Source organism: Photorhabdus laumondii subsp. laumondii (assembly GCF_003343245.1).
Classification (GTDB): Bacteria; Pseudomonadota; Gammaproteobacteria; order Enterobacterales; family Enterobacteriaceae; genus Photorhabdus; species Photorhabdus laumondii.
In genome coordinates, this window is the sequence record NZ_CP024901.1 from 1,846,199 (window position 1) to 1,864,374 (window position 18,176).

Annotated in this window: 16 protein-coding genes; 7 read left to right on the top strand and 9 right to left on the bottom strand. The window is 42.8% G+C overall.

The genetic code is table 11. From position 1 onward, the window contains the following. Positions 1-164: 164 nt before the first annotated feature. Both folE and yeiB read left to right on the top strand, forming a co-directional pair. Complete coding sequence (gene folE, locus PluTT01m_RS08045) at positions 165-824, top strand: GTP cyclohydrolase I FolE (protein WP_011145840.1); 660 nt, start codon at positions 165-167, stop codon at positions 822-824. Positions 825-845: 21 nt separating this feature from the next. After that, a complete protein-coding gene (yeiB, locus tag PluTT01m_RS08050) occupies positions 846-1,994 on the top strand; it encodes a DUF418 domain-containing protein YeiB (protein WP_041380013.1) in 1,149 nt (382 codons plus the stop codon). Here yeiB and sanA read toward each other — a convergent pair. From sanA to PluTT01m_RS08075, 5 genes are all read right to left on the bottom strand, one after another. Continuing rightward, positions 1,966-2,706, bottom strand: a complete 741-nt coding sequence (gene sanA, locus PluTT01m_RS08055; RefSeq protein WP_011145842.1) for an outer membrane permeability protein SanA — start codon at positions 2,704-2,706, stop codon at positions 1,966-1,968. The genes yeiB and sanA overlap by 29 nt on opposite strands. Positions 2,707-2,972: 266 nt before the next feature. Continuing rightward, positions 2,973-4,670 (bottom strand): NAD-dependent malic enzyme, encoded by a 1,698-nt coding sequence (locus PluTT01m_RS08060; RefSeq protein ID WP_011145843.1) that lies wholly within the window; start codon positions 4,668-4,670, stop codon positions 2,973-2,975. A 250-nt stretch (positions 4,671-4,920) separates the two neighbouring features. Then, positions 4,921-5,805: a cytidine deaminase gene (cdd, locus tag PluTT01m_RS08065; protein ID WP_011145844.1), complete on the bottom strand. Its 885-nt coding sequence runs from the start codon at positions 5,803-5,805 to the stop codon at positions 4,921-4,923. Between the two features lie 141 nt (positions 5,806-5,946). After that, positions 5,947-6,642: a CidB/LrgB family autolysis modulator gene (locus PluTT01m_RS08070; RefSeq protein ID WP_011145845.1), complete on the bottom strand. Its 696-nt coding sequence runs from the start codon at positions 6,640-6,642 to the stop codon at positions 5,947-5,949. A gap of 2 nt (positions 6,643-6,644) precedes the next feature. Next, the gene (locus tag PluTT01m_RS08075; protein WP_011145846.1) at positions 6,645-7,082 is read right to left on the bottom strand and encodes a CidA/LrgA family protein; all 438 of its coding nucleotides are present in this window, start codon (positions 7,080-7,082) and stop codon (positions 6,645-6,647) included. Between the two features lie 295 nt (positions 7,083-7,377). Here PluTT01m_RS08075 and PluTT01m_RS08080 point away from each other — a divergent pair, with 295 nt between their 5' ends. Next, positions 7,378-7,902: a DUF2778 domain-containing protein gene (locus PluTT01m_RS08080; RefSeq protein ID WP_041380015.1), complete on the top strand. Its 525-nt coding sequence runs from the start codon at positions 7,378-7,380 to the stop codon at positions 7,900-7,902. Positions 7,903-8,175: 273 nt separating this feature from the next. Here the strand turns inward: PluTT01m_RS08080 and PluTT01m_RS08085 are convergent, their stop codons facing one another. From PluTT01m_RS08085 to metG, 3 genes are all read right to left on the bottom strand, one after another. Continuing rightward, positions 8,176-8,634: an Hcp family type VI secretion system effector gene (locus tag PluTT01m_RS08085; RefSeq protein ID WP_011145849.1), complete on the bottom strand. Its 459-nt coding sequence runs from the start codon at positions 8,632-8,634 to the stop codon at positions 8,176-8,178. 232 nt (positions 8,635-8,866) lie between these two features. Continuing rightward, positions 8,867-9,001 (bottom strand): type I-F CRISPR-associated endoribonuclease Cas6/Csy4, encoded by a 135-nt coding sequence (locus PluTT01m_RS28225; RefSeq protein ID WP_157852127.1) that lies wholly within the window; start codon positions 8,999-9,001, stop codon positions 8,867-8,869. Positions 9,002-9,224: 223 nt separating this feature from the next. Then, positions 9,225-11,252 (bottom strand): methionine--tRNA ligase, encoded by a 2,028-nt coding sequence (metG, locus tag PluTT01m_RS08095; RefSeq protein WP_011145851.1) that lies wholly within the window; start codon positions 11,250-11,252, stop codon positions 9,225-9,227. 261 nt (positions 11,253-11,513) lie between these two features. On the opposite strand from metG, the gene apbC reads away from it, so the two are divergent. The 4 genes from apbC to asmA all read left to right on the top strand — a co-directional run bounded on the left by apbC (position 11,514) and on the right by asmA (position 16,051). Further along, on the top strand, positions 11,514-12,626 hold the full coding sequence (gene apbC / locus PluTT01m_RS08100) for an iron-sulfur cluster carrier protein ApbC (protein WP_011145852.1): 1,113 nt from the start codon (positions 11,514-11,516) through the stop codon (positions 12,624-12,626). Between the two features lie 257 nt (positions 12,627-12,883). Then, positions 12,884-13,525: a uridine kinase gene (gene udk / locus PluTT01m_RS08105; RefSeq protein WP_011145853.1), complete on the top strand. Its 642-nt coding sequence runs from the start codon at positions 12,884-12,886 to the stop codon at positions 13,523-13,525. Between the two features lie 53 nt (positions 13,526-13,578). After that, positions 13,579-14,160 (top strand): dCTP deaminase, encoded by a 582-nt coding sequence (gene dcd / locus PluTT01m_RS08110; protein ID WP_011145854.1) that lies wholly within the window; start codon positions 13,579-13,581, stop codon positions 14,158-14,160. A 58-nt stretch (positions 14,161-14,218) separates the two neighbouring features. Next, positions 14,219-16,051: an outer membrane assembly protein AsmA gene (asmA, locus tag PluTT01m_RS08115; RefSeq protein WP_011145855.1), complete on the top strand. Its 1,833-nt coding sequence runs from the start codon at positions 14,219-14,221 to the stop codon at positions 16,049-16,051. 490 nt (positions 16,052-16,541) lie between these two features. Here asmA and PluTT01m_RS08120 read toward each other — a convergent pair whose 3' ends face one another. Next, a complete protein-coding gene (locus tag PluTT01m_RS08120) occupies positions 16,542-18,113 on the bottom strand; it encodes a TerC family protein (protein ID WP_011145856.1) in 1,572 nt (523 codons plus the stop codon). Positions 18,114-18,176: the final 63 nt, after the last annotated feature.

Here is an 18,176-nt window from a genome sequence, read left to right on the forward strand (position 1 = left end):
ATGACGGGTATAATTATGAAAAGCAATCACTGGATAATCACCACGTGCTCATTTACAGTGTGTGCAATAGTTATCTGTTAGTCGTGATTGTTTCAGTGATAGTATTCATGACTTGAATTTTACTACCCGCCAGATGATGGAAAGTAATGTCTTTGGAGAAAATAATGTCATCCTTAAGTAAAGAAGCTGAGCTTGTGCATTCGGCGCTGGAAACTCGTGGCCTTGAAACGCCTTTGCGTGGTCAGGCATTGGTACCGGAAGTGCGCAAAGCGCGGATTGAGGAGCATATGACGGAAGTTATGAAACTGTTGAATCTCGATTTGCGTGATGACAGTTTGGCAGAAACCCCAGGTCGTATTGCGAAAATGTATGTCGATGAGATTTTTTCAGGATTGGACTACAGCAATTTCCCGAAAATCACATTGATAGAGAATAAAATGAAAGTGGACGAAATGGTGACCGTTCGTGATATCACACTCACCAGTACCTGCGAACACCATTTTGTGACCATTGATGGCAAGGCGACGGTTGCCTATATTCCAAAAGATAAAGTGATTGGGTTGTCTAAAATTAACCGTATTGTGCAATTTTTTTCTCAGCGTCCACAGGTTCAGGAGCGCCTGACCCAGCAGATTTTGATTGCATTACAGACACTCCTTGGTACCAATAATGTTGCCGTATCGATTGATGCGGTTCATTACTGTGTGAAAGCGCGGGGTATCCGTGATGCAACCAGTACCACGACAACAACCTCTCTGGGGGGATTGTTTAAATCTAGCCAAAATACCCGTCAAGAGTTTTTACGTACAACTCGCCATGTGTAATTTTTACACCGGGATATAAACATGGCCTGCCAGAGAATTGACTCACTGGATAGTATTCGTGGCTTGGCAATACTGGGGATATTGCTACTCAATATCTCCGGTTTTGCTTTGCCATCCGCCGCTTATTTGAATCCGGTATATAATGGTTCAGCTTCTTTAACTGATTTGATTGTCTGGTCTGTACTTAGCGTCCTTGTTCAGGGAAAGTTCCTGTGTATTTTGGCCTTCTTATTTGGTGCAGCATTGGAGTTACTATTACCAAGGGGCAAAATCTGGAATTATCCACGATTAACCATACTTGCTCTAATTGGAATGGGACATGGTATCCTATTCTGGGATGGCGATATTTTGCTCTCGTATAGTTTAGCAGGTTTTTTCAGTTTTCAATTGATTAGCCAAAATAGCGCCAGTAACCGGTTATTTATGAAAGGCGCTATTTTTTATCTGATCGGATTAGTGCTATTGTTTATTCTCGGCTTTTTTTCCAGCGGCGAATCTAATGATGTTTCTTGGCAGTTGACGGAATTCCAGATGTTATACGAAACATATTGGAAAACGTCTGGTGGATGGCTGGCAGTAAAAGAGCGTTTCAATCAGGTCATGTTGATGATGGTCATGCTGTTTGTTCAGTATGGTTGGCAGCTTATCGGTATTATGTCATGTGGTGCTGGATTAATGCGTAATGGTTGGCTAAAAGGTGAATTTTCAGTGAGCCATTATCGAAATGTGGCGCTAGTGCTGATACCGCTCAGTATTGCTGTTCAGATATTCTCTGTGGTTTTCCAATATATCCATAATTGGGATTACTTTTGGTCAGGTATTGTCGGTTATATCCTTGCTGAGTTGGTAACGCCATTTCAGGCACTGGGGTATATGGCTTTAATATATGGTTTCTGGCCGGTCATTTCATGCTGGCGAATTAATTACTGGTTCAATCAGGTTGGGCGAATGGCGATGAGTAATTACTTGCTACAAACCTTAATCTGCACCCTGCTATTTTATAACTTTGGGTTGTTTGGTCAATTTAGCCGTTTGGAACTACTTGCCTTTATTCTTCCCATTTGGGCGGTGAATATTCTTTTTTCATGCTGGTGGTTACGTCGTCACCCGCAAGGGCCAGTAGAACAGCGGTGGCGTGATATCACGGCGGTGTTGGCCCGGTCGGCTTAAGCTGGGTTTTATCCATTGTCCGTAACTCTTCTGGAGTGACGGCGGGGTAATTAGTCATACCTTTTGGTACCTTATACGGAGCAGGAATAGGGATCAACGGGCCCAAGAAACGAGGTTCGCGTTTCAGAATATAAAGATCAGTCAAAGCACCAAGACGGGCAATGATTTCACGTAATCGAACGGTAATCATATTCTTGGGGGTAGAAACTGCATAACACTGAGCATCAATTCCCATATGCATAGCGATAAACAGGGCTCGTTCGCAATGAAATCGTTGGGTAATAATCGTGAAATCATTAGTGTTAAAAACTTTCCGGGTTCTGACTATTGAGTCAAGTGTTCTGAAACCAGCAAAATCCAGTACGATATTTGCAGCAGGAATACCCGCTTTTACCAAATCCCTGCGCATAGTGACCGGTTCGTTATAACTTTGCTGAGCATTGTCACCACTCAGTAACAAGTATTTGATTTTGTCGCTGTTATAAGCATTAATGGCTCCCTGAATACGGTACATATAGTACTGATTTGGCGCACCAGAGAGGTAATATTTAGCAGTACCAAGTACTATACCCACTTCACGTTCAGGAAGTTGTTTGAGATCATCAAAGACATAGGGGGCTGTTTTCCAACTCATCCAGCGGTCAAGTGCAATAGCTGTCAGTATCAGCATCCCTGTGATGAATAACAGACTTGTTATCAGGCGATTCCACATGCTTTTGCCTTATACACATTAATGACTGGATTTGTTAAAGGCTACTTTACCTGAAATTTCGAAGCAAGTTTTCTCTATAAGAAAAAAGCTTGATAGTAAAAGAGAACTATACCCTATGGATTTCAAAATGCATCGAGACGGCAAGGGAGCGAATCCCCGGGAACATAGATAACGATGTGACCGGGGTGAGAGAGTGCAGCCAACAAAGAGGCAACTTGAAAGATGACGGGTATAACAAGCTTTTTACGTATTTTTAATGATAAAAATCAGAATGAAGTCCGTTTGTACACGCGGTATTCAGGTTTCCAGAAGTTGCGTTCAATCGCTTCATCCAGTGCTCCATCTGAGGTCACAGTGGCAACGCCCTGTATTTGTGCTTCTTTGGCGACTTGTTTAGCAATTTTGCGTGACACTTCTTGAATATCATCGATAAGTGGCAGTAACGGACCTTGACCTTCTTGGGCTAAGGGTGAGCAATTCGCCAATGTTCGGCTTGCTGCCATCAACATACCGTCAGTAACCAGTTTGGCCCCTGATGCGATGACACCCAGACCAATGCCGGGAAAGATATAGGCGTTGTTACATTGTGCTATTGGATATTCCTGATCTTTATATTTTACCGGATTAAATGGGCTACCTGTCGCAACCAGAGCGGCACCATCTGTCCAGTTGATGATATCTTCGGGACGGGCTTCAACACGGGAAGTTGGATTCGATAATGGCATGACGATTGGGCGTTCACAATGTTTATGCATCTCACGGATGATCTCTTCTGTAAACAAACCTGCCTGACCTGAAACACCAATCAATACTGTCGGTTTAGCATTACGGACAACATCAAGCAGCGAGATTGAATCGTTGTTTACATCCCATTTAGCCAATGAGCTGCTTTTCTGCACCAGCTTGTTCTGGAAATCCAATAGATTTGGCAGCTTGTCTGTCAATAAACCGAAGCGGTCAACCATGAAAATACGGGCACGAGCCTGTTCGTCACTTAAACCTTCTGATTTCATCTGGGCGACGATCTGTTCTGCAATGCCGCAACCGGCAGAACCTGCGCCGAGGAAGGTGACCGTTTGATCTTTTAATTGACGGCCAGCCGCGCGACTGGCGGCAATTAAGCTACCTAACGTAACAGCGGCAGTTCCCTGAATATCATCATTAAAGCAACAAATCTCGTGGCGATAGCGATTAAGAAGAGGCATGGCATTTTTTTGTGCGAAATCTTCAAATTGCAGTAGCACATTTGGCCAGCGGCGTTTAACAGCCTGAATAAATTCGTCTACGAATTCATCATATTCTTTACCGGTGATACGTGGGTGACGCCAGCCCATATATAACGGATCATTCAGGCGTTGTGGGTTGTTGGTGCCTACATCCAGGACGACTGGCAGTGTATAAGCAGGGCTGATACCACCGCAGGAGGTATATAAGGAGAGCTTACCGATAGGAATACCCATACCGCCAATACCTTGGTCACCCAAACCGAGGATACGCTCACCATCGGTAACAACGATGACTTTTACATTTTGTTTGGTCGCATTTTGCAGCATATCATCAATATGTGCTTTGTTTGGATGTGAGATGAACAGGCCACGGGCACGGCGGTAAATATCGGAAAAGTGCTCACACGCTTCACCCACGGTTGGGGTGTAGATGATTGGCATCATTTCGTTCAAATGGGCATCCAGCAGGCGGTAGAACAGGGTTTCGTTAGTGTCCTGAATATTTCGCAGATAAATGTGCTTATCTGCATCATTTTTGAAATCAAGATATTGCCGATAGGCACGTTCAGCTTGTTCTTCGATGGTTTCGACCGCTTCCGGTAATAAACCGTGAAGATTAAAGTTCCTACGTTCTTCTTCAGTGAAAGCGCTGCCTTTATTCAGCAGGGGGAATTCCAACAGAATTGGGCCAGAATAGGGAATATATAGTGGACGTTTACTTTCGTGTTCCAGTTCCATGAATCTTACTCTTTGAACTAAATGGATAATAAGGTTAGCTACAGATCCTAAGAGATAGGAAAAATATGTACAGTAAATGTTACTTAATTGGAGGTATGCTCCCGGGGATTCGCTCCCTTGCCGTCGCGATCCATCTTGAAATCCATAGGGTATAACATCCAGAGTTAGATAATAAAATGTTACGGTAATTATTTTTTATAGCGGAAAACCCTCTATCTGCATAGAGGGAAAAATGAATTTTCCACTGAACTCAGAAAGTGTAGTAATCAAATTTGCTGCAACCGAGTGCAGCAAGTATAGATTGAGTCGCACTCCGTTGGGATAAATCACTGTGTTTTCCCTCAACTAACACCGCTCTTTCGATAGCCAGGCAATCACCACCAGAAATGTTCATCAGAATCAGTGCTGCTTGTAATGGGGGCAAGCTTGGGTTAAATGCCGCATTTTCTGCATAACGCCCAGGATAAATTATTCCATCTTTTCCCAGAAGTGCGGTACCACTGTAGGAATTACTGTATGGGGCATAGCTCTGGTTTGCTGCATCTAATGCCGTTAGTACTAATTTATCCGTCGTTTCTAGTTTATAGCCATGATTGACCGGATCCATCAACAAAGTTGTGATGCCCAGATCGTTTGGGCCAAAAGAATCTGGCAGATAGTGATCTAATGTTGAAGATGCCTGTTTTGGCAGATGAATCTCTAATTGTGTGCCACTATTAAGTTCATTCATAAATTGACGGCAGTGGCCGCACGGAGAGTAATTCACAGTAACAGATGCCAGTCTTTTCTCGCCCAATAACCAAGCGTGAGTAATCGCACATTGTTCAGCATGAATCGTTTGCTGTAGTGGTACGCCAGCAAATTCCATATTAGCGCCAAAATAGAGGTTTCCGCTTTCACCGCGGGCAATTGCACCAACATTAAAATGTGAGATTGGTGTCAGGGAACTGGCCGCTGCGAGTGGTAACAGGGCGACAGCCAAGGTGTTATCGTCAAAACCGCAGGCTTTCTTAATCGATTTAGCTTGCTCAGCAGTGAGCATGGCAGGAAAGTCATCGTTTCCTGCGTAAGGTAAAAGTGCATCCTGTAGTTTAGAGGGCAACTGTACCCATATGGGGTGAAAACGAGCTTGCATAGCGTGATCTCCGAAGTAGCTTAAGATCATTCTAAGTTGTCTGATGAGATTTGTAATGTGATAAATATCATATAGATGATGAGAATTATGTAATTGAAGTTAGTAATCGAGTGAATATTATCAAATTTCCTAATAGATAAACTAGCTAAATAGGTATAGCAGCACCGGGAATACAAAAGGGGCTGTTAGTGAAGTAATGATACCGCAGGTCATCAATGCCAATGAGCTGTATGCGCCTTCAACGAAATTGACCTCTGCACAGCGGGCGGTACCCAAAGCATGTGATGCCGTTCCCATTGCTAAGCCGCGGGATGCTTTGGTTTTTACCTGTAAAAGATCGAACAGGTTATGACCAAATATTGCGCCGAGAATGCCGACAAAAATGACGCAAGCAGCACTGATTGCGGGAATACCGCCAATGGCATCTGCAACTGCCATTGCTATTGGTGTTGTGACAGATTTAGGCAGTATCGAAGCGGCCATTTCAGGCGTTGCGCCCATCCACAAGGCAATAGCAGTGCCTGTCACCATAGCGACAATACTGCCGATAAAACAGATGCTAATAATGGACTTCCATTGGGCTCGGATCTGGTGTATCTGCTCATATAGAGGAAATGCCAGTGCAACTACGGCGGGCTGGAGTAGATCATTTAGAATTCGACTGCCGGCAAAATAGTGTTCATAAGGCGTGTGGGTTATTAATAATATTGGAACAAGGACGGCGATAGAAACCAATAAGGGGTTCAGAATGGGAATTTTGCATCGTAGTGAAAGTTTTCTTGCGGTGTAAAATACAATCAATGTTAATGGCAGTGACCACCAAATGTGACTTAACATTTTTATTTCTCTTGTTTCTCTTGTTTCTGTTGTTCATTGTTAATTTCTGATGTGGATCCTACAATCGGACGTTCACGATGAACATAATGGGAACTGTAAGCAACGATAATCATAACAATTGCAGTACTGATCAGGCATGAAAAAACAATCGGAATTATCTGTTGGCTGAGTTGATCGTAATAATTCATTACGCCTACGCCAATAGGCAGAAACAGCAAAGTCATATTTTTTAGTAACAGACTACAGCCTGGTTTTGCCCAATGAGCAGGAATTAGCTGGAAAGCTAATAAAACGAACAAGATCAACATACCGATAATACTGCCGGGAATAATGATAGGTAGTAGGGAAGAAATGGCATTACCTGTCAGCAAACATAAATAAATCAGAACAAATGCTCTTAGATACTGCCAACCAACAATCAGTACTTCACGAAACGACATAACAAAATTCCTAATTCCGGTGAGGTATTCATCATACAAGTGACCTTGGGAATGTGCCATCTTTTCCTTCGAAAGGATGACGGAAATTTCGGCGGTTCTGGATTACAGCCCCGATAAAATGATTAGCAAGATTGGTAATGTGTGGTTTGATTTAATATGAGGTTTTCTAGAAAAAAGTGAACTTTATGATAGCGTTGAAGTCCAACCATACGAAAACATACGCTATGGAAAAAATAGTAATTTAATCAATTGCGGGTTGGAATACAACTCGCAGATATATTATATGGGAATAACCATGCAAATTTGTAGGATGAATTATAACGACCTGTCCGATAATGGACGAAAGGCTAAATTTCATTGTTATGGCGTTGGTATATTTGACGTTTTCTCTGGTCAAGATCCATACGTCAACAAGTCTGAATGTTCTTACATTGAGAAATCAGCAATTCCTCCAGGTCAGTATTGGATTGTTGATCGTCCGGTTGGTAGCATAGCGAACCAAGTCAGAGGCACAGCTCTTGATATGATTCATGGTACTAATCATTCTCAATGGTTTGGGTTATATAGTTTTCAGACAATGAATGATTATATATTCGTGAACGGTGTTCGACGCGGAGCATTTCGTCTTCATCCATTGCGTCCGAATGGTAGCGGCGAGTCTTGGGGATGTATCACCTTTTATCGTGTTTCTGACTTTAATATCGTACGAAACGCTCTGCTCCGTACCCATAAGTTTAAAGTACCGGGCAGCTCATTGATGGCATACGGTAGAGTTGATGTTACGGGGAATACAAATTTTGGTGCGTGTAAAGTTTCTTAGCTTTTTTGGTTATTTACTATGCCTGTTGATCGCACTGCTAGCGTTCCGGCTCATTACTCCGTTAAACTTGGCTGTTTATCAGGTGTATCGTGTGGTAGAACGTTTCCTGAATAGGATAAATTTGGGTTGGTTAGGAGGAAATTACGAGGATAGCTGGATTGAATTGTTTATAGACATCTTTGCACTCTTAATGATAGCTCTAATTATACACAAAATCGCCAGTCGGATCTTTAATAGACTTCGGTAAAATGCCGGATATTCCGGCGTTATTTCTTAGCGCTCTTTCCACGAATCAGAGTAAATGATGTTACCGTCAAGGTATTTCCACGTAATTTTCTCGTATCTGATTTCAACGGATTCTAGATGATTAAGATGTTGATAAGATGGATCTTTTATATTATGCATTACTGGAGAAATTGAAACAATTTTCACTCCGCTCATAAGGATATGGAAATACTCCTCTTCCTGACCTGCATTGTCTATTCTGTACCATTTGATATTGGCAGATTGTAACGTCTGTCCAGTGGCAACAGCTTTATAAAGGTATGGAGATGCCCGATCAAATTCTTTTTCGAAACTCATTGAACCATGTACTCTGGTACCCGTTAGTTTTCCTGTACTACTATCAGTGGGAATATATAGACTATGGTTAAAACTCAGGATTTCAATGCTACCCTCGCGATTTTGTATATCGACAGATCCCTTAATGTCTGCACCACCATCATCTTGCAACTATATATATGCCGGTATGGCCATACTAACCTCCTAATAATTTTCCTACACATTGATTTACTTCAATTCCATTCTAAATTCGATGATAATTTAACTGAATTATCTCACTATAACTAGTGATAATTTTATTAACTACTTTGAACTTACTTTTTATTGAAGAAAATCTAAAGTGGATACTGGAGATGGAAATTTTCCATGTCACATATACATATAATTAACCAATAAAAGAGGATCAAAACCAAGGTACGGTAGTTGATTTGTTCAACACAAAACAGCTAAAAAATCCAGGTGCAGATCTATCTTCTATCGGCCCTTGTTCGACAATTAACGAAAAAGTTTGCCCAGAAAACCGATTCTTAAGACACAAGCTGGATACCAGTCGCCCCAGTAATAGTCCCTACTGATAAGCAGCAAGTATTTTGAAATGAAGACTCTAATTTACTGGCAACTTTCACGCCTTGCTCGCTGGCATGTTGAAAGTGATGCTCTGGATAAATCCAAGATACAAGGATGTCAAAGCTCACATTAAAATAAAGCGGGGACCATTACTGATCCCCGTGGGTAAAAATATTAATGAAATAAATTAACTATTATTTCACTTGCATACCGGGTTGGGCGCCGCTGTCAGGGCTGAGTAAAAAGATATCTTTTCCGCCAGGTCCGGCGGCCATAACCATCCCTTCCGAAATACCAAAGCGCATTTTGCGTGGTGCCAGATTAGCAACCATAATGGTTAAACGGCCTTCCAGTGCTTTTGGATCAGGATAACTGGAGCGAATACCCGAAAATACCTGGCGAGTTTCGCCACCAAGATCCAGCATCAGTTTCAGCAACTTATCTGAGCCTTCGACAAAATCAGCCTGTTTAATAAGGGCGACGCGCATATCAACTTTGGCAAAATCATCAAAGGTAATGGTGTCCTGAATTGGATCTTCTGCCAGTGGACCGCTGACTTTTTGTGGTGTGTTGATGCTCTCTTTAGATGCCACAACCATAGCGTCCACTTTATCCATATCAATGCGATTGAACAGGGCCTTAAAGGCAGAAACTTGATGATCCAGCAGCGGCTGTTCAATACCATGCCAGGTGAGTTCTGTATTTAAGAACGCTTCTGCGCGTTCTGCCAGACTTGGCAAAACGGGTTTCAGGAAAGTCATCAAAACGCGGAACAGGTTGATGCCCATTGAACAGATAGCTTGAAGATCGGCATCACGGCCTTCTTCTTTTGCCACCACCCACGGTGCTTGCTCATCCACATAACGGTTTGCCAAATCAGCCAGTGCCATGATTTCACGGATTGCTTTGCTGAATTCGCGGTTATTAAACTCTTCTGCAATCACCTTTGCCCCATCAATAAACTGTTGGTAAAGCGCCGGATCAGCCAGTTTATCCGCCAGCTTGCCGTTAAAGCGTTTATTAATGAAGCCGGCATTACGGGAGGCCAGGTTAACAACTTTATTAACGATATCGCTGTTAACACGTTGAACAAAATCTTCCAGATTCAGATCGATATCATCAATGCGAGCCGAGAGTTTGGCTGCATAGTAATAACGCAAACAGTCTGCATCCAGATGATCCAAATAAGTGCTGGCTTTAATAAAAGTACCACGGGATTTGGACATCTTCGCACCGTTGACGGTGACATAGCCATGAACAAACACGTTGGTTGGCTTACGATAACCGCTGCCTTCCAACATGGCCGGCCAGAACAGGCTGTGGAAATAAACAATGTCTTTACCGATAAAATGATACAGATCAGCGGTGGAATCTTTTGCCCAGAACTCATCAAAGTTCAGATTTCCGCGTTTATCACATAGGTTTTGGAAAGAACCCATATAGCCGATAGGCGCATCCAGCCAGACATAGAAATATTTGCCCGGCGCATCAGGAATTTCAAAACCGAAATAGGGGGCGTCACGGGTGATATCCCACTGTTGTAAACCGGATTCAAACCATTCCTGCATTTTGTTAGCAACTTGCTCCTGTAAGGCACCGGAGCGGGTCCAAGCTTGCAGCATGTCACTGAATGCGGGCAGATCGAAGAAGAAGTGCTCTGTTTCACGCATTTCTGGCGTCGCGCCGGAGACAGCAGAACGTGGGTTGATTAGTTCAGTTGGGCTGTAGGTTGAACCGCAAACTTCACAGTTATCGCCATACTGATCTTCTGCCTTACATTTCGGGCAGCTACCTTTAACAAAGCGATCCGGCAGAAACATATTTTTCTCAGGATCATATAACTGAGAAATAGTACGATTCTTAATATGACCGTTTTTTTTCAGTTCGAGATAGATTTTGGTTGATAACGTTTGGTTCTCTTCGCTATGCGTAGAGTGATAGTTATCATAGCTCACTGAAAAGCCAGTAAAATCCTGATGATGCTCTTGGTTCACCGTTGCGATCATCTCTTCAGGAGCAATACCCATTTGCTGAGCTTTCAGCATGATTGGGGTTCCATGAGCGTCATCGGCACAGATAAAGTGAACCTCTTTGCCGCGCATTCGCTGAAAACGGACCCAAATATCTGCTTGGATATGTTCCAGCATGTGACCGAGATGGATTGGACCGTTAGCATATGGCAACGCGCACGTCACCAATAATTTTTTTGCGACTTGAGACATAGTAAGGATCTGACTTCCAATAAGTGAAAAAGGGAGTTTGATGTTAACCGATCAAAAAAATTGTCGCTAGGGTAAGGTTTAATATTAATGAGTTTTATCCAGTGCGCCTTGAAACCTAAACCCTTCTGAGGTTGTTAATGGATAAAAATTGAATCAGTGAGCCGGAAGCGGGTTTTTGTCGCTAATTTTATCCGAACGCATTGGGTTCTGTTATGATGGCGAGATGGTTTTTAGCTAATGATAATCATTAAAGGAGCCGGGATGAACTCACAATCCCCCGAGCAGACCAATCCTGACCTGCTGAAATCTCAGGTAACAAAAATACTTGCTACTTTTACACACCTGACACTAGAACGTGATTTGACAACATTGAAGGCGTTACATCACTGCACGATGCTTGATGGTGTCTTGCACATTGAATTACTGATGCCGTTTGTCTGGCAAAGCGGTTTTAAGGCGTTAAAAGCGGCCACCACGGAAGAATTACAGGCGGTAACTGGTGCGAAATCGGTAGCGTGGAAATTGATCCATGATATCAGCACATTACGTCGGGCTAATGATCTGCCGGGAATTAATGGTGTCCGTAATATTTTGGCTGTCAGCTCGGGTAAAGGTGGGGTGGGTAAATCCAGCACAGCCGTAAACCTGGCGCTGGCATTGGCTCAGGAGGGGGCAAAAGTCGGTATTCTGGATGCAGATATCTACGGTCCTTCTGTTCCGAGTATGTTGGGAACCACCAAAGAGCGTCCAACTTCCCCAGACGGGCAGCATATGGCACCGATTATGACGCATGGCCTTGCCACTAACTCGATTGGTTATTTAGTCACAGATGACAATGCAATGGTATGGCGCGGCCCAATGGCTAGTAAAGCATTGATGCAGATGTTACAGGATACATTATGGCCGGATCTCGATTATCTGGTTATCGATATGCCACCGGGGACCGGTGATATTCAGCTCACTTTGTCACAAAACATCCCGGTAACGGGGGCACTGGTGGTAACAACGCCTCAGGATATCGCCTTAATTGATGCAATGAAAGGCATCGTCATGTTCCAGAAAGTGAAGGTGCCTGTACTGGGTATTATTGAAAATATGAGTACACATATTTGTGGTAACTGTGGTCACCTGGAACCTATTTTTGGAACGGGTGGAGCAGAAAAATTGGCGGCTAAATATCACTGTAAATTATTGGGACAAATCCCGCTGCATATTTCACTGCGTGAAGATCTTGATCGTGGTGAGCCAACCGTTATCAGTAATCCTGATAGTGAATTTACCGATATTTATCGCGAAATTGCCGCGAATATTTCAGCACAGATGTATTGGCAAGGCGAGAAGATACCAACAGAAATTTCGTTCCGTGCTGTTTAATGCAGGTATTTGATTGAAGATAACGGGTGGTGGATGTTTTCATTGCCCGCTTTTTGTATGGGGAGATTTTGTATGGGGAGAAATATGCTTGTTCGATTTCCCTCGTTACATGGTTTTTATGCGAAACGCCTCGAAAAAAGTGAGACTTCTCTTGTTTACACTGGAACAGATACCATTAACTCCCTATAATCTCGCCAAACTTAGCACTCATAAGTGCTTTGTTCCCATTTTTTTCTAGAATCAGGTTAATCTCTATTATGGCTGACGAAGCATATCAGTGCACAATTGTAGGAATTTCTGGTGCATCTGCCTCAGGTAAAAGTCTCATTGCTAATACACTTTATCGTGAATTACGCGCTCAGGTTGGTGATCACAATATCGGTATTATACCCGAGGATTGCTATTATAAAGATCAGAGCGATCTATCAATGGAAGAGCGTTATAAGACTAATTATGACCATCCAAGCTCAATGGATCACAATCTGCTCTTTTCTCACCTACAAGCGCTGAAAATGGGTGAATCAATTGAATTACCACAATACGATTATGTTGCTCATACTCGTAAACCAGAAGCGATTCATTTTGCACCGAAAAGGGTTATTATTCTGGAAGGTATTCTATTATTGACCGATAAGCGCTTGCGCCAGGAGATGGACTTCTCTATTTTTGTTGATACGCCACTGGATATTTGCCTTATGCGTCGTATTAAGCGGGATGTGCATGAACGGGGGCGTTCTCTGGATTCGGTGATTGAGCAATATCATAAAACTGTGCGTCCAATGTTCCTGCAATTTATTGAACCATCAAAGCAATATGCAGATATTATTGTGCCGCGCGGGGGTAAAAACCGAGTAGCAATTGATATATTGAAAGCCAAAATTGGTCAGTTCTGCGAATAATAAAACTTTGCTTGTCAGGCATTGATAAGCAGCATCGTATTGGAGAGGAAATAATGCGACTCTGTGACCGCGACATTATTAAATGGCTTGATGAGGGTAAATTGGTCATTGCTCCACGTCCGCCGATTGAACGCATTAACGGGGCAACTGCTGATGTGCGCCTTGGGAATCAGTTTCGTGTTTTCTGTGGTCATACTGCGGCATATATTGATTTGAGTGGTCCGAAAGATGAGGTCAGTGCTGCGCTTGATCGTGTGATGAGTGATGAAATAATTCTGCCTGACGATGAGGTTTTTTTCCTCCATCCTGGCGAGTTGGCACTGGCCGTTACGCTGGAGTCTGTCACATTGCCGGATGATTTGGTGGGCTGGCTTGATGGCCGTTCTTCGCTTGCTCGTCTTGGGTTGATGGTGCACGTGACGGCACACCGGATTGATCCGGGCTGGCATGGTCAAATTGTTCTTGAATTCTATAACTCTGGTAAATTGCCTCTGGCGTTACGTCCGGGTATGGTCATCGGTGCTTTGAGTTTTGAACCATTGTCTGGTTCCGCTGACCGTCCGTATAACCGTCGTCAAGATGCGAAATATAAAAACCAACAGGGTGCGGTGAGTAGTCGTATTGATGAAGATTAACATCTTTATCGGCTATTGAGCTGCATTGACTGTTTTGACAAAAAAAGCTGAGGAAGTCATGAAGAGATTGCTGACAACACTGATTATTTTGCTGGTTGTGATTATTACCGGTCTGGCAGCATTAGTCATGTTAGTAAACCCAAATGACTTTCGGGCTTATATGGTCAAGCAGGTGCAAAAGAAGAGTGGCTACCAACTCGTCCTGCAAGATGGTATGCGCTGGCATGTCTGGCCAAAATTGAGCATCATTACCGGGCGTATGTCATTAACGGCCCCAGGGGCGGCGCAGCCAACAGTGATGGCAGAAAATATGCGTCTTGATGTGGCGTTGTGGCCGCTTCTTTCTCATCAGCTTGCCGTTAAAGAGGTGATGCTGAAAGGGGCGATATTGAGAGTAACCCCGGAGAGCCAGTCGCAGAAAAAAGGGAATACCCCTATTGCACCAACAGGGAGTACAGCCAATCCTGTTGCGAAGGGGGAGGGTTGGGAGCTTGATATTGCCAGAGTTAAGATCGCGGATAGTTTGCTTATTTGGCAGCGAGATGATCATGAGCAGTTAAATGTCCGCGATATTAATCTGCTAATGGAGCGAGATAACCAAAACCATATCAGCGTAGAGTTAAGTAGCAAAGTCAGTAAGAATCAGCAAGACTTGGCTTTTAATCTTAATGCAGATGTCGATATTACTGATTATCCATATCGTGTTGCGGGTAATATTGACTTCTTTGATTATCAACTCCAGGGCGCAGGTATACCTACGGGAGGAATTAGTGGTTCAGGAAAAGTACATGCTGTTTATCAAAAAGAGACGACAGATGAACTGCAAACAATTTCTTTACAGGCGCTAAGTTTCACCGCTAATGAGAGTGAACTGCATGGCAGTATAAAAGCAATGTTGGGGGCTCATGCGGATTATCGGATCGATTTATCTTCCCAAAAACTGAATTTAGATAATCTGATGGGATGGGACTTGCTTCCTAAAGAGGGTTCAGAAGTTAAACGTTATTACCGGATAGAGAATAGTTCAGCTAAACCGGTAATCGCCGTTTCAAGCTCTGCCGAGCCTGATTATAGCGCTGCATTTCTGAATGACTTTAACGCCAATGTGACTATTAATGCGGACAAATTTGTTTATCGAGGAATGGAGATCGATAATCTGATATTGAAAGCGACAAATAATAGTGGTATTGCTGAAATTTCTACTCTGAATGGCAAATTATTTGGTGGTGATTTCTCTATTCCGGTTATTTTAGATGCAACGGGTAATCAACTTAAGTTACACGCAAAACCTTTACTGCGGAATATAGAACTGGAACCAGTACTCAAAGCCTTTTCCTTACCTCCGGCATTTAGTGGCAAATTCGATCTGAATGGGGATCTTTCTGGTAAAGGATATGATGGTTATGCGATTTCGCATATTTGGCAGGGTGATCTTAATTTCAGTTTAGTTAATGCCAAAATGTATGGATTAAATATCCCCCAATTAATCCAGCAATCCGTTGCTCGTGCAACGGATAAAGTGAATATCCCTGATAATATGGATAATTTCACCCGCGCTAAAAAGCTTGATGTTAAAGCGGTACTGAATCGAGGTGATATAAAAATCAGTCGATTGCATGCGGTATCCGATTTGCTGAATATTGATGGGCAGGGTAAGACTAATCTGCTTAAACAAGATGTTGATGTCGCTTTAAAAGTACAGATAACACAAGGATGGGGCAAGGATAATGAATTGGTTAGTCGTCTGCGAAAAATGAAAGTACCACTGCGGGTTTACGGTAATTGGAGTAATCTGCAATACAACTTGGATATTGAGCAATTGCTACATAATGAGTTAGAGAACAAGGTAAAACAGGCTATTAACGATTGGGTTGAACGCAGCAGTAATTAGCTGTATTAATAACTCATGCCTGATTTGACCGCTCAATCCGGCAGTTGACTATTATGCTTAAATGAATGCTTATCGTTGTCTGAGCATAGTTGTTTGAGCAGTCAATTTCAGTACAAAGGTGGATTTCAACTTGTGGATTAAATTTTGATAATTGAATTGAGAAGCTATGGCTTTTCTGTTCTGAATATAAAATTATTTAATCTAGTTATACCCTATGGATTTCAAGATGCATCGCGGCGGCAAAGGAATGAATCCCCGGGAGCATAGATAACTATGTGACCGGGGTGAGTGAGTGCAGCCAACAAAGAGGCAACTTGAAAGATGACGGGTATAGATAAATCATTTAACCGTATCCGCATAGAATTCCGCATATGGCATTAATAGAAAAGATTAAAAAAATCCCGGTACAGTTTAAACTGACCGGGTTTTATTTTGTTTCAGAGGAAAAACTCAGTGATGACAAATATGATGAGTCATCAATAACACTGAGTTATTTTTTATTTTCTTCATTTGACACCAGAGGGGTAATTTTTACCTTATTAATTCGGTGACTGGTTACTTCCAACGGTTCAAACAGATAATTATCAATCTGTAATTGCTCACCTTGCCGTGGAATATGTTGTGAATGTTCCATTAACAAACCTGCTAAGGTTTGATATTCACGTTTTTCATCCAGTTGCAAAGGGACATAAAGGATCAAATCATCCAGCGGCATATAACCATTGGCGATCCAACCCCCATGTTCAGTCGCTTGAATATCATGGCGGGCATCAGTTTCTTCGCCATCTACCGGTAAATTACCCGCGATAGTTTCCATTACGTCGGTCAAAGTCACCACACCTTCCACAGAACCAAATTCATCGACAACAAACGCGAAGTGAGTTTGTGCCTGGCGGAACTGCTCCAATGCCTGGAGTAGTGAAAGCTGTTCAGGGAAAATCAGAGGCTGTTTTATCAGCGAATGTAAATCAAAAGGCTGTTGGTTGAGTTGTTGATTCAGTAGATCAATAACATGGACAACACCTAATGGTTCGTCACTGATATTTTCATCAGTTACCACAATGCGTGTGTGAGGATTTTTATTCAGTATTTGCGTCAGATTTTCAGTTGGTGCATGAATATCAAGGTACTCCACGTCGTGACGGGAAGTCATGATACTGTTAACGTTACGCTGCGCCATGCCTAGAACCCTGGCAATCATTTGACGTTCTTGTGGATCAAACACTTCCTGATTATCAGAAATCAGATTAGATGTATGATTATCCAATTCTGCATTTTCATGCTTACCACTCAGGATACGTAAAACGGCTTCCGCTGTTCTTTCACGTAGTGAACGGGAAGCAGTAAGAAATCTGCGGCGGTTAAATTGAGCAAATTGGTTTAAGGCTTCAATCATAATGGAGAAGCCGATAGCGGCGTACAAGTAACCTTTGGGGATATGATAACCAAAACCTTCGGCGACCAGACTGAAACCGATCATTAACAAGAAGCTCAGACAGAGAATAACGATAGTCGGGTGAGCATTGACGAAAGTGGTCAACGGTTTACTTGCCAGTATCATCAGGAACATCGCAATGGTGACGGCCGCGATCATGATACCGATGTTGTCTACCATACCAACAGCAGTCACCACTGAATCCAGTGAGAATACAGCGTCAAGGACAATTATCTGAACGACAACCGTCCAAAATTTAGATGTTTTACGTTGTTGTCCTGAGTGGGCATCTTTACCTTCCAGCCGTTCATTGAGCTCCATTGTCGCTTTGAACAGTAAGAAAAGACCACCTATTAGCATAATCAGGTCACGGGCACTAAATGGATGTTCCCAAAGCGTAATTAATGGATGAGTTAGCGTTATCAACCAGGAAAGACTAAAAAGCAGTACGATACGCATCAGTAACGCACAACCTAGACCTGTAATTCTTGCTTTGTCTCTTTGTTTTTCAGGAAGTTTATCTGCCAGAATGGCAATAAAGACCAAGTTGTCAATTCCGAGGACAATTTCTAGAACGATAAGAGTAACTAGCCCAGCCCATATCGTCGGATCAGCGATCCATTCCATACAGTTTGTTTTACCTTTTAATATGACGGCTCATGCCGAATAATGAATAATGGGCATTGACTC

Excerpts from the sequence above, each read along its gene's own strand:
- folE (WP_011145840.1), top strand. The coding sequence starts at position 165 with ATGTCATCCTTAAGTAAAGAAGCTGAGCTTGTGCATTCGGCGCTGGAA.
- yeiB (WP_041380013.1), top strand. The coding sequence starts at position 846 with ATGGCCTGCCAGAGAATTGACTCACTGGATAGTATTCGTGGCTTGGCA.
- sanA (WP_011145842.1), bottom strand. The coding sequence starts at position 2,706 with ATGTGGAATCGCCTGATAACAAGTCTGTTATTCATCACAGGGATGCTG.
- PluTT01m_RS08060 (WP_011145843.1), bottom strand. The coding sequence starts at position 4,670 with ATGGAACTGGAACACGAAAGTAAACGTCCACTATATATTCCCTATTCT.
- cdd (WP_011145844.1), bottom strand. The coding sequence starts at position 5,805 with ATGCAAGCTCGTTTTCACCCCATATGGGTACAGTTGCCCTCTAAACTA.
- PluTT01m_RS08070 (WP_011145845.1), bottom strand. The coding sequence starts at position 6,642 with ATGTTAAGTCACATTTGGTGGTCACTGCCATTAACATTGATTGTATTT.
- PluTT01m_RS08075 (WP_011145846.1), bottom strand. The coding sequence starts at position 7,082 with ATGTCGTTTCGTGAAGTACTGATTGTTGGTTGGCAGTATCTAAGAGCA.
- PluTT01m_RS08080 (WP_041380015.1), top strand. The coding sequence starts at position 7,378 with ATGCAAATTTGTAGGATGAATTATAACGACCTGTCCGATAATGGACGA.
- metG (WP_011145851.1), bottom strand. The coding sequence starts at position 11,252 with ATGTCTCAAGTCGCAAAAAAATTATTGGTGACGTGCGCGTTGCCATAT.
- apbC (WP_011145852.1), top strand. The coding sequence starts at position 11,514 with ATGAACTCACAATCCCCCGAGCAGACCAATCCTGACCTGCTGAAATCT.
- udk (WP_011145853.1), top strand. The coding sequence starts at position 12,884 with ATGGCTGACGAAGCATATCAGTGCACAATTGTAGGAATTTCTGGTGCA.
- dcd (WP_011145854.1), top strand. The coding sequence starts at position 13,579 with ATGCGACTCTGTGACCGCGACATTATTAAATGGCTTGATGAGGGTAAA.
- asmA (WP_011145855.1), top strand. The coding sequence starts at position 14,219 with ATGAAGAGATTGCTGACAACACTGATTATTTTGCTGGTTGTGATTATT.
- PluTT01m_RS08120 (WP_011145856.1), bottom strand. The coding sequence starts at position 18,113 with ATGGAATGGATCGCTGATCCGACGATATGGGCTGGGCTAGTTACTCTT.